13 protein-coding genes are annotated in these 10,832 nt (G+C 74.7%); 6 read left to right on the top strand and 7 right to left on the bottom strand.

Annotation, left to right across the window (positions count from 1 at the left end):
- On the top strand, positions 1 to 421 hold a 421-nt coding region (locus tag AC0CYZ_RS12855; protein WP_472215862.1), incomplete at its 5' end, for an oxidoreductase C-terminal domain-containing protein.
- Between the two features lie 12 nt (positions 422 to 433).
- Here the strand turns inward: AC0CYZ_RS12855 and AC0CYZ_RS12850 are convergent.
- Positions 434 to 961, bottom strand: a complete 528-nt coding sequence (locus tag AC0CYZ_RS12850) for an Lrp/AsnC family transcriptional regulator (protein ID WP_472215860.1) — start codon at positions 959 to 961, stop codon at positions 434 to 436.
- Between the two features lie 116 nt (positions 962 to 1,077).
- On the opposite strand from AC0CYZ_RS12850, the gene ald reads away from it, so the two are divergent.
- Positions 1,078 to 2,175, top strand: a complete 1,098-nt coding sequence (gene ald / locus AC0CYZ_RS12845; protein WP_472215858.1) for an alanine dehydrogenase — start codon at positions 1,078 to 1,080, stop codon at positions 2,173 to 2,175.
- On the opposite strand, the gene AC0CYZ_RS12840 is transcribed toward ald, so the two are convergent.
- Both AC0CYZ_RS12840 and AC0CYZ_RS12835 read right to left on the bottom strand, forming a co-directional pair.
- On the bottom strand, positions 2,162 to 2,899 hold the full coding sequence (locus AC0CYZ_RS12840) for a hypothetical protein (RefSeq protein WP_472215856.1): 738 nt from the start codon (positions 2,897 to 2,899) through the stop codon (positions 2,162 to 2,164). The genes ald and AC0CYZ_RS12840 overlap by 14 nt on opposite strands.
- Before the next feature lie 227 nt (positions 2,900 to 3,126).
- Positions 3,127 to 4,230, bottom strand: a complete 1,104-nt coding sequence (locus AC0CYZ_RS12835) for a branched-chain amino acid aminotransferase (RefSeq protein ID WP_472215854.1) — start codon at positions 4,228 to 4,230, stop codon at positions 3,127 to 3,129.
- A gap of 74 nt (positions 4,231 to 4,304) precedes the next feature.
- Here AC0CYZ_RS12835 and AC0CYZ_RS12830 point away from each other — a divergent pair, with 74 nt between their 5' ends.
- From AC0CYZ_RS12830 to AC0CYZ_RS12820, 3 genes are all read left to right on the top strand, one after another.
- The gene (locus tag AC0CYZ_RS12830) at positions 4,305 to 4,898 is read left to right on the top strand and encodes an RNA polymerase sigma factor (RefSeq protein WP_472215852.1); all 594 of its coding nucleotides are present in this window, start codon (positions 4,305 to 4,307) and stop codon (positions 4,896 to 4,898) included.
- Positions 4,895 to 5,497, top strand: a complete 603-nt coding sequence (locus AC0CYZ_RS12825; protein WP_472215850.1) for an Asp23/Gls24 family envelope stress response protein — start codon at positions 4,895 to 4,897, stop codon at positions 5,495 to 5,497. Before AC0CYZ_RS12830 ends, AC0CYZ_RS12825 begins: the two co-directional genes overlap by 4 nt.
- Before the next feature lie 93 nt (positions 5,498 to 5,590).
- Positions 5,591 to 6,946 carry a pirin family protein gene (locus AC0CYZ_RS12820; protein WP_472215848.1) on the top strand — a complete coding sequence of 452 codons (1,356 nt, stop codon included), beginning with the start codon at positions 5,591 to 5,593 and terminating at the stop codon, positions 6,944 to 6,946.
- A 28-nt stretch (positions 6,947 to 6,974) separates the two neighbouring features.
- On the opposite strand, the gene AC0CYZ_RS12815 is transcribed toward AC0CYZ_RS12820, so the two are convergent.
- The 4 genes from AC0CYZ_RS12815 to AC0CYZ_RS12800 all read right to left on the bottom strand — a co-directional run bounded on the left by AC0CYZ_RS12815 (position 6,975) and on the right by AC0CYZ_RS12800 (position 9,617).
- Complete coding sequence (locus tag AC0CYZ_RS12815; protein WP_472215846.1) at positions 6,975 to 7,478, bottom strand: L,D-transpeptidase; 504 nt, start codon at positions 7,476 to 7,478, stop codon at positions 6,975 to 6,977.
- 137 nt (positions 7,479 to 7,615) lie between these two features.
- Positions 7,616 to 8,443, bottom strand: a complete 828-nt coding sequence (locus AC0CYZ_RS12810) for a cytochrome c biogenesis CcdA family protein (RefSeq protein ID WP_472215844.1) — start codon at positions 8,441 to 8,443, stop codon at positions 7,616 to 7,618.
- A 10-nt stretch (positions 8,444 to 8,453) separates the two neighbouring features.
- Positions 8,454 to 9,173 carry a DsbA family protein gene (locus AC0CYZ_RS12805; protein ID WP_472215842.1) on the bottom strand — a complete coding sequence of 240 codons (720 nt, stop codon included), beginning with the start codon at positions 9,171 to 9,173 and terminating at the stop codon, positions 8,454 to 8,456.
- Between the two features lie 114 nt (positions 9,174 to 9,287).
- On the bottom strand, positions 9,288 to 9,617 hold the full coding sequence (locus AC0CYZ_RS12800) for a hypothetical protein (protein ID WP_472215841.1): 330 nt from the start codon (positions 9,615 to 9,617) through the stop codon (positions 9,288 to 9,290).
- 494 nt (positions 9,618 to 10,111) lie between these two features.
- Here AC0CYZ_RS12800 and AC0CYZ_RS12795 point away from each other — a divergent pair, with 494 nt between their 5' ends.
- Complete coding sequence (locus AC0CYZ_RS12795; RefSeq protein ID WP_472215840.1) at positions 10,112 to 10,708, top strand: TetR/AcrR family transcriptional regulator; 597 nt, start codon at positions 10,112 to 10,114, stop codon at positions 10,706 to 10,708.
- Positions 10,709 to 10,832 lie beyond the last annotated feature (124 nt).

Here is a 10,832-nt window from a genome sequence, read left to right as displayed (position 1 = left end):
CCTGGGCACCACCATGCGCCTGGAGCACTGGACGGCGGCCTCGGAGCAGGGGGCGCGGGCGGCCCGCAACGCGGTGGACCCGGCGTCGGCGAAGCCCTACACGACGGTGCCGTACTTCTGGTCGGACTGGTACGCCCACCGCATCCAGTTCGTCGGCGTCGCCCGCTCCGGCGAGGGGCAGCCGGAGATCGAGACCGAGGTCGTCATGGGGGAGGAGGACGGTCCCTTCGTGGCGCTCTACCGGTGCGGCGAGCGCCTGGTGGGGGCGCTCACCGTCGACCGGCCCGCCGAGGTGATGCAGTACCGCCGGCTGCTGATGAAGCGGGCGACCTGGGACGAAGGCCTCGAGAAGGCCGAGGAGCGCCGGGCCCGGCTGGCGGCGAAGGCGGGGGCGGCAGCGTCGGAGACGTCCCGTTCCTGACGCGCCGGGCCCTCACACCCCGTGCGCCGGGCGGATGTGCTCGAAGATCAGGCTGGTGACGGTGCCCGCGACGTCGCGGTGCCCGTTCAGCGTCGCGACGAGGTCGCGCAGCGCGCCGCTGCCCGCCGTCGCGACGTGCAGCAGGTAGTCGTCCGCCCCGGCCACGAAGTAGACGTCGCGCACCGCGGGCAGGCGCCGCACGAGGCCGAGGAACTCGCCGAGGCGGTCGCGGGCGTCGCTCTGCAGGCGTACCGAGATCATCGCCTGCAGCGGCAGTCCGACCGCCGCAGCGTCGACGTCGGCGTGGTAGCCGCGGATGACGCCGCGCTCGCGCAGGGAGCGCACCCGGGACAGGCACGTCGACGCCGCGATGCCCACCGCCTCGGCCAGCGCCGCGTTGGTGATCCGGGCGTCGGCGGCGAGGTGGCGCAGCAGGGCGCGGTCGACGTCGTCGAGACTGGCGGGGGCGGGCTCGCCCGCCCGCAGATGCTTCGGCGGAGCCGACTGCGGGGCCGCGTCGTCGCCGGATAGTTCACTCACACGCGCAGGTTACAGAACCTTCTTCAGCCATATTCCGACCTTCACGCAGATCGTTCACCATGGTGTCGACACAGTCGATGGCGAACGTCGATGTCGCGTTGGACGGGAGACGTCAGATGAAGGTCGCGGTGCCCGCCGAGGTCAAGGACAACGAGTTCCGGGTGGCCCTCACCCCCGGAGGCGTGCGCGAGCTGATCGCCCACGGCCACGAGGTCACCGTCCAGCAGGGCGCCGGCAGCGGCTCCGCCTTCGGTGACGACCAGTACAAGGAGGCCGGCGCCCGGATCGTCGCGGACCCCGACGACGTCTGGGCCGGGGCCGAGATGGTCGTCAAGGTCAAGGAACCGGTGGCGTCCGAGTACCACCGGCTGCGCGAGGACCTGACGCTGTTCACGTACCTGCACCTGGCCGCGAGCCGCGAGTGCACCCAGGCCCTCCTCGACGCGGGCACGACCTCGATCGCCTACGAGACCGTCACCCGGGGCGGGCGCCTGCCGCTGCTCGCCCCGATGAGCGAGGTCGCCGGGCGCCTCGCGCCGCAGGTCGGCGCGTACCACCTGATGCGCTCCAACGGCGGGCGCGGCCTGCTGCTCGGAGGTGTCCCCGGCGCGCCGGCCGGCCACGTCGTCGTCCTCGGCGGCGGGGTCTCGGGCCGGTCGGCCGTCGAGATGGCGGTCGGGATGCACGCCCGCGTCACCGTGCTCGACACCGACCTGGACACGCTGCGGGCCCTCGACGCCCGGTACGCCGGACGGGTCCAGACCCTGTACTCGAACGTCGACAACGTCGAGCGCGCGGTCCTCGACGCCGACCTCGTCGTCGGGGCCGTCCTCATCCCCGGCGCGAAGGCACCGAAGCTGGTCTCGAACGACCTCGTCGCCCGGATGAAGCCCAGCGCGGTCCTCGTCGACATCGCGATCGACCAGGGCGGCTGCTTCGAGGACTCCCACCCCACGACGCACTCCGACCCGACGTTCCGGGTGCACGACACGCTCTTCTACTGCGTGGCGAACATGCCCGGCGCGGTGCCGAACACCTCCACCCACGCGCTGACCCACGCCACCGCCCCCTACGTCACCGCGCTGGCCGACCGCGGCTGGCGCGACGCGGTGGCCGCCGACGCCGGGCTCGCGGCGGGCCTCGCGACCCACGCCGGCGAGCTCTACAGCGCGACGGTCGGCCAGGCCCACGGGATGCCGGTCACGACGCTCTGAGCGTGCCCATCGCGCCGATCGTGCCCATTGCTCGTAGCGCGGCCGCGAGCTCGTGCGCGACGGCGACCGAGGCGAGGTCGTAGGTCACCGCGCGTCCGCCGACCCGCAGTGAGAGCCGGCCCAGGCGGCCGCCCTCGGCCCGCTCGCGCACCGTGGCCGTGGCCTCGAGCTCGTCGTAGGCGAGCACGTGGTGGTCGCGACCCTCCCGGACCACGACCCGGTCGGGCAGGAACGCGACGTCGCGGTGGGCGCCGCCGAGGGTCGGGACGGCGACGTCGGCCCGCAGGTGGCGCGGTCCGTCGAGGCGGCGCGCGACCGCGTGGTGCACGCCCTGCGGCGCGATCTCCCACAGGGCCGGCTCCCACACCGACGTGGCGACGCGGTGGCGCTCCCACATCGCGACGAGGCACTCGTGGCGCGACGTGGTCCGCGCGTAGGTCGCGGTGACGGTGCGCCGCGCACGGTCGTGCTGGTGCACGACGACGAGCACGGGCAGAGCGAGCAGCGCCCCGAGGCTGGCGAGACCGCCCCCCGCGACGCCCGCGGTGCCCACGACGACCGCGAGGGCGACGACGGCGACGGGCAGGACCCGGCGCGGGGCGCGCGCGGCGTCGTCGAGCCGGCGGGCGAGGGTGCGGGCATCCGGCGCACCGGCCTCGTCGTCGGCGGCGCGGCGGGGCGCGGGCAGGTCGTGCGTGGCGCCGGGCGAGTGCGTGATGGTCACGATCGGCCTCCGGGAGGTCGGGTGCTCGTGACTATGTGTCGCATTCGGCGGCTGTTTTGTTACGTCAAGTGATGTCACACGATCGGCTGTCCGGCCTAACGCCGCTCGGTGGAGCCGCCCGGGGCCGTCCGTCGTCATGATCAGGAGCACACGGCGCAGGTCTGATCGCCGCGGAACGTGCGCAGTGTGCCCCTCGACGGGACGGGTGACCGGCAGACCGCGGGCGCTCAGGCGACCGGGACCCGCCAGCCCCGCGGGTCCGGGGTGCGCCCGAACTGGAGGTCCACCAGCGCCTGGCGCAGGGCCAGCGTCCGCGGGCCCGGCGCTCCGTCGCCCACCGTGAACTCCCCGCCGGGCTCGCGGAAGCGCACGATCGGGCTGATCACCGCTGCCGTCCCCGCGGCGAACACCTCGGTGATCGCTCCGTCCCGCGCTCCCTCGCGCAGCTCCTCGACCGACACCGGGCGCTCGACCGGCACCAGCCCGTGGTCCCCGGCGAGCTCGAGGACGCTGCGGCGCGTGACGCCGTCGAGGATCGTGCCCAGGGGCGGGGTGACCAGCTCGCCGGCCGCGGTCACCAGGAGCACGTTCATCGTCCCGGACTCCTCGAGCCACCGGTGCTCCACGGCGTCGAGGAAGAGCACCTGGTCGCACTCGTGCGCGCGGGCCACACCCTGCGCCGCGAGCCCGGCCGCGTAGTTCCCGCCGCACTTCGCGTCACCCGTCCCGCCGGGCGCCGCGCGCGAGAGCTCCGGGTCGATCCAGAGGGTCACCCCGACCTCGCGGCCGGCGAAGTAGGACCCCGCCGGCGAGGCCAGCACCGCGAACCGTGCCTCGTTCGCCGCGCGCACCCCGAGGAAGGCCTCGGTCGCGACGGTGAACGGGCGCAGGTAGAGCGTCGCGGGCGGCTCCGGCACCCAGGCCGAGTCCAGCCGCACCAGTGCGCCGACGGCGGCCAGGAACGCCTCGGCGGGCAGCTCGGGCAGCGAGAGCCGGCGGGCGGAGTGGGCGAACCGCGCGGCGTTGAGGTCGGGACGGAACAGGGCCACCGACCCGTCGGGCTGCCGGTAGGCCTTGAGTCCCTCGAAGATCTCCTGGGCGTAGTGCAGCACCGCGGCCGCGGGGTGCAGCGTCATCGACTCGAGCCCGCGCACGCCGTCGTCGTGCCAGCCGTCCTCGGCGCTCCAGGAGGCCATGGCCATATGGTCGGAGAACACGCGCCCGAAGGCCGGATCGGCCAGCAGTGCCGCCCGCTGGGCGTCCGGGGTGGGCGTGACCGGTGCCGGCGGGAAGCGCAGGACGGAGTGGCGGGGGCCGGCGACGCTGCTCACCACCGCACCCTGCCAGCGCCACCCGGTCGGGCACCAGCGGGTTCCAGGTGGTGGGACGGGGGTAGTGGCCGGTCGTGACGTCCGACGGTGCCGCCGCGCCGGACGACGGCACGCCCCCGGGCGACCGCGCCGCCCGGATCGACCGCTGGCTCGTCGGGAAGGCCCGCGCGGGGGAGCGCGGCGCGTACGAGGAGCTCATCCGGCGCCACCGCGACCGCATCTTCCGCATCGCGCTGCGGATCACCGGCGACGCGGCGGACGCCGACGACGTCACCCAGGAGGTCGTCATCCAGCTCTGGACGACGCTCTCGGGCTTCGTCGGGACCTCGGCGTTCACGACGTGGCTCTACCGCGTCGTGGTCAACCGCAGCCTCGACCACCAGCGCCGCGCGCGGCGGCTCTCCGGCGAGGAGCCGACGGACGTCGACCTGCCGCCGGTGGCCGCCCCGGAGCGCGCGGTCCTCGCGGGCGAGGAGCTCCGGGCCGGCCTCGAGGCGATCGCCCGCTTGCCGGAGAGTCAGCGGGTGCCGTTCGTGCTCTGCCAGATCGAGGGCCTGAGCTACGCCCAGGCGGCCGCGGTCACCAAGGTCTCCGAGGCCACGCTGCGCGGACGGCTGGCCCGCGCACGAACCACCGTGCTCGCCGACATGAGGAGCTGGTCCGCATGACGGGTCCGACCCCGCCACCGACGCCCGACACGCGGCTGGCCTGCGGGCACTGGACGGGTCCCCTCGTCGAGCAGGTCGCCGAGGGACGCGGCGCCGTCCTCGACGCCCATCAGCGCACCTGCCCGTACTGCCGGGCCGCGCTCGCCGAGTTCGACCGCCTGTGGGCACCGGTGCGCGCCGTGGCCGCTGACCAGCCGCAGGCCTCGGTCGCCGCCGTCGAGGCCGCGCTGGCCCGGGTGCGCGGGGCCTCCGACGAGCCCGACTACGGCCGGATCGACTCGCCGACCGGCCACACGCGGGTCGCGGCGCGCGTCGTCGTCACCCTCGCCCGGCACCTCGCCTCGCAGGTCCCCGGGGTCGAGGTGGCCCTCGGGCGCCTGGCCGCGGACGGTCACCGCGAGGCGGGCGAGGTTGTGCCCGACGTCGAGGCGGGGGTCAGCGGGGGCTCCACGGCCGTTCAGATCACGCTCGCGGCCGCGTACGGGCAGGACCTGCAGGCCCTCGGCGAGCGCATCCGCACCGTCGTCGCCCGCGGTGTCCGCGAGGTGACCGGGCTCGAGCCGGTCGACGTCACCGTCCACGTCGACGACGTCTGGTAGGCGCGGGAACACCCCCGGCGGGAATAGGCTCCGCGCGACGGGGAGTTCACGCCCCAGTAGGTGAACTTTCAACGAAACGGCGGGAGGGCGACGGTGACGGTGGAGGTGCGCCGTGGGGCCGACCGCGCGACCACGACGACGCCCGGGATCGAGACCCGCCACGCGTTCTCCTTCGGGACGCACCACGAGCCCGGCAACACCCACCACGGCCTGCTGCTCGCCCACAACGAGGACCGCATCGCCCCGGGCGCGGGGTACGACACCCACACCCACCGCGACACCGAGATCGTCACCTGGGTGGTGGCGGGGTCGCTGGCCCACGCCGACTCCGCGGGGCACGCGGGCGTGCTGCACCCCGGCGTCGTCGGGCGGATGAGCGCCGGCCGCGGCGTCGAGCACTCCGAACGCCACGCCGAGACCGACCACGACGCCCCCGAGCTGCACCTGGTGCAGTGCTGGCTGGTTCCCGACGAGCCCGGCGCGGCCCCCGACCACGAGCAGCGCGATCTCTCCGCCGCGCTCGCCTCGGGCGGGCTCGTCGTCGCCGCCTCGGGCCTGGCGCGTGACGCCGGCGGCCCGGGTGTCGGCCTCGGCGTCGCCTCCGCGGCATTGCACGTGGCCCGGCCGTCGGCGGGCCGCTCCCTCACGCTGCACGGGGCGCCCTACCTACACGTCCACCTGGCCCGCGGCACCGCGACGCTGGACGTGGGGGCCGAGCGGCACCCGCTGGGCCCCGGCGACGCCGCGCGCCTGCGCGACGCGGGCCGCCCCACCCTGACCGCCACGACCGACGCCGAGGTCCTCGTCTGGGAGATGCACGAGGGGCTCGGCGAGGAGACGTCCGACCGTGACCAGCACGACGAACAAGGAGCGATCATGACCACCGAGCAGACCGTCACCCCCGACCCGACGCGGGCCGAGGAGCACGAGGGCGGCGACAAGTCCAGCCTGATCAGCGAGGACGAGCGCCGCCGCCTCGGCGAGGAGCGCGACCGCATCCGGTCGGAGTTCCTCTACTCCCGCGAGAACCGGCCGCGCTCCACAGGTCAGGGCATCCACCACACGGCGCTGATCTGCGCGGACGTCCGCACGACGGTCGAGTGGTACCAGAACCTCGCCGGGTTCCCCGTCACCGTGCTGTTCGAGAACCGCGACCTCGCGGGCTCGACGCACTTCTTCTTCGACGTCGGCAACGGCAACCACCTGGCGTTCTTCGATCTGCCCGGCGTCGACCCGTCGCCCTACCAGGAGGTGCTCGGCGGCCTGCACCACCTGGCGATCTCGGTCTCCGAGGAGCACTGGCACCAGATCAAGGCCCGCCTCGACGAGCGGGGCGCCGACTACATGGTGGAGTCCGGCACCTCGATCTACACCGCCGACCCCGACGGGACCCGGGTCGAGTTCATCCACGACCCGCTCGGCCGGATGTACGGCCACGACACGATGTGACCCGGGGAGCTGAGCGCCCTCGGCGCCCTCAGCGGACGATCTGCACCGGGTCGCCGGGCTGGAGGGAGTCGAAGAACTGCTGCGAGGTCGACCGGGTGAGGTGCACGCACCCGTTCGACGCGACCTTCGGGTTGTCGGCGTGGAACGCGATGCCGGGCTGGAAGAAGACCGAGTTCGGCATCGGGGCGTCGAACGCCCGGCTCCAGTAGTTCTTCACCTTCTTCTCGACGGTGAAGGTGCCCACCGGCGTCGGTGCGCCCGACTTCCCGCCGCGCGCGGCGAACGGACCCGCGACGACGTGGCCCGCGCCGTCGGTGAGCCACGCCTGCCGGCTCGAGAGGTCCATGCACGCCTTGACCGCGGCCGCGCACGGCGTGCCCGGGGTGGTCGCCGGGGCCGGTGCCGCGACCGGCTCCGCGGACGCCGTGCCCAGGCCCAGGGCCAGGCCGGCCGCGCAGACGGTGCTCGCGGCACCCAGGCGCGCGATCCAGCGGCGGGTACGGGTGGGGGTGGCGCGGTCCTCGCCGGTCACGACCGATCAGCTCCTCGCGTCGTCGTCGTCACTACTGATCGGTTCCCCGCGCCTCACGCACCGCATTCGGCGCGATTTTCGCCAAACCGCGGTGATCGGATCGTTGCGGATCTGGTGATCGACGCGTCACCGTGCGGTCAGCGGCGTCCCCCGGCGTGGCGGCGCAGCTGCCAGGCCGCCACCCCGACGACGACGAGCAGGGCGACCCCCAGGAGCACCACGTCGGGCACGGCCGACCCGATCCGGACGGCCGCGTCCTCGCTGCGCTGCGCGACCCCGGGGTCGGCGCCGACCAGGCCCGCGGTCCCGTCGGCGAGCAGGAACAGCAGCCCGACCCCGACGAAGAGCAGGCCGGAGATCGTCGAGGTGGTGTGCAGGCGCAGCGGTCCCAGCCGGAACTCGCGCCCGCGCAGCCACCGGCGCCGCCCCAGGTCGAACCGTTGCCAGAGCAGGGCGAGCAGGAACAGCGGGACGGTCATCCCCACCGCGTAGACCGCGAGCAGGGCCGCCCCGCGGACCACCTGGCCGCCCGCGGCCGCGACCGTCAGGACCGCCCCGAGGACCGGGCCCGAGCAGAACCCGGCGAGCCCGTAGGCGGCGCCGAGACCGACCGTCGAGAGCGCGGTGCCGCGCGCGGCCATGTGCTGTTGCACCCGGGCGGCCGGGCGCAGGCTCCACCCGCCGCCGAGGATCTGCACGACGCCCAGGGCGACGACGACCCACCCGACGACGGCGATGAGGAGCTCGCGGTGCGTCGTCACCAGCCCGGCCAGCGCCCCCGCCCCGGCCCCGAGCGGCACGAGCATCGCCGCGAGCCCGAGCCCGAACAGCGCCGTCCGCCCGACGAGCCCGGTCCGGCTCGCGACGGCGTAGGCCAGGAACGACGGGAGCAGCAGGGCACTGCACGGGCTGAGCAACGCGAGCACGCCGCCGGCGAAGGCGGCCAGGTAGCCGATGTCGGGCACGACGGGGGGGTCAGCGGGCGCGGGCGAGCGCGCCGTCGATGGCCTGCTCGAACGTCGCCGTCGGCTGCGCCCCGAAGATCAGCTGGTCGCCGATGACGAAGCTCGGGACGCCGGTCACGCCGATCCTCGTGCCGGCGGCCTGGTCCTCGGCGACGGCGCGGGCGATCGCCGGGTCGGCGAGGTCGGCCCGGAAGCGGGTCACGTCGAGCCGGAGCCGCTGGGCCTGGGCCGACAGCGACGCCTCGGTCACCGCCCCGCTGTTCTCCCGCGGCTGCTCGCGGTAGAGCACGTCGTGGAACGGCCAGAACTTCCCCTGCCGGCCGGCGGCGCGTGCGGCGCGGGCGCCGAGCACGGACTCCGGACCGAGGTAGGCGTAGTCGTGCCACTCGAGGCGCACCTTCCCGGTCGCCACGTAGCGGTCCAGGAGGGCGGGCTCGGTGTCCGTCGCGAACAACCGGCAGAAGGGGCACTGGAAGTCGCCCCACTCGGCCACGACGAGCGGGGCGTCGACACGGCCGAGGGCGAGCGGGTCGTCGGGCTGGCGCCGGGGGACCGCAGCGCGGGCCGCCGCGACGGGGTCGGCCGGGGTGGCGGTGGTGGCCGTGGTGTCGGAGGTGGCCGTGGTGCCCGGGCCCGGTGGCGTGGGCCGGTCCACGACGCTGATCACGCCGAGGACGACGAGCACCGCCACGACGAGGGCCGCTCCGAGCACGATCCGACCGCGAGTCATCCGCTCCCCGTTCCCGGCCCGGAACCGGGCTCCCGACGTGCATCCCCTGCCGGCTCTTCGGTCACACCGGCAGTGGCGGTTCGGGCGCCCGGCGGTGACCCGGGTGCCGCGGGCTCAGGAGGCGAGCGCCCGCGGTCCGCCGTCGGCCGCGTCGGGGCGATGGTGGCGTACGACGGTCACCGCGACGTCGGTGAGGTCGCCCTCGTCGAGCCCGCGGCGGCGGCGGGCGGCGTCGAGCAGGGCCGAGGTGCCGTCGAACGGGCCGTAGGAGTCGATCGCACCGGTCGCGGGATCGGTCACCAGCACGACGTAGGCGTCGCAGGCGTCGAGACGGTCCTCGAGGTACTCGGCGTCCTCGAGCACCGCGTCGACGAGGTGGTGCAGGGCCTGTGGGGCGAGTTCGGCGCGGGCACCGGGCGCGGCGTGGTCGTCCACGAAGGTCATCCCCCTTCGGATCCGGCAGCCGGTCGGGCGGACAGGCTGATCCTCCGGATGCGTCCCGACCCCGACATCGTTCGGCATCCTGATGATGACCGGGGCAGGGTAGGGGTGACGGGCGCTACCGCGGAACCGCCGACGAGTTCGATCACGGTTCGGTCACGCGCAGATCTCGGCACCCTCCGTGAGAGTGGTCACGGGATCGGGTGACCCCACGGTCCCTCGAGCGCGCACCTACTTCGCAGAGCGACGGCACACCGCGTGAGAAGTGGTACGTACCAGCCGGACAGGTGAGACGCACGTCACTCACACCGGTCTTGACGTCGACACGCAGTGCGACTGGACCTGTCACGGTCCGTATCGGACGGTGCCTCGCCGAACGGCCACCGACGGAGGCGTCACGGCCGCGGTGTGGCCCCGGTCGCACCGGCTGCCGCCGGGGACGTGTGTTGCTGGACCGATCGGTCCGCTAGAGTGGGCGAGCAGGAGGTGGGGCCGACATGGCGAGGACGGCAGTTCCGGGCACGCGTGAGCGCATCCTGGGGGTCGCGTCACGGCTGTTCTACGACCACGGCGTCCGCGCGGTGGGGATGAACCGCATCATCACCGAGGCCGGCACCGGGAAGAACCTGCTCTACCAGCACTTCCCGGCGAAGTCCGACCTCGTGGCCGCCTACCTCGAGGGTGCCCGCGAGCGGCGGGCCCGCGCGGCCGAGCGCGCCCTCGAGGCCGTGGGGGACGACCCGCGCGAGCAGCTCGTGGCGCTCGTCGCCGAGGTCGCGGCCCTCGTCGCGCGTCCCGGGTTCCGAGGGTGTGCGTTCCGCAACTACCTCGCCGAGTTCCCCGAGGACGACGGACGCGGTGACGACGGCGGTCCCGGGGCCGTCGCGCGCGCCCAGCTCACCGAGACCCGCGCCGCGATTGCCGAGCGCGTCGCCCGGCTCGACGTCCCGGACCCGGACCGGCTCGTCGAGCAGCTCTGGCTGCTCGTCGACGGCCTCTTCCTGCAGGCGGCCTACCGCGACCGCCTGGACGACAGGCTCGACCCCGCCGGCGACGCCGCCGTCGACCTCACCCGCCGCCTCGTCGGCGGCTGACCCGCCGCCCGCACCCTCCCGGTCCGGCCCGCCCAGCACGGCGGTGCAGTGGGCCCGATCGGTCCAGTCGTCCTCGAAGGGAACCCATGCGCACCGCCCGCCCCGGCGCCGTCCTGCTCGTCAC

The organism is Actinomycetospora sp., from assembly GCF_055612215.1.
Note: the sequence above shows the minus strand (reverse complement) of the source record. Positions and strands in the feature narration are given on the sequence as shown.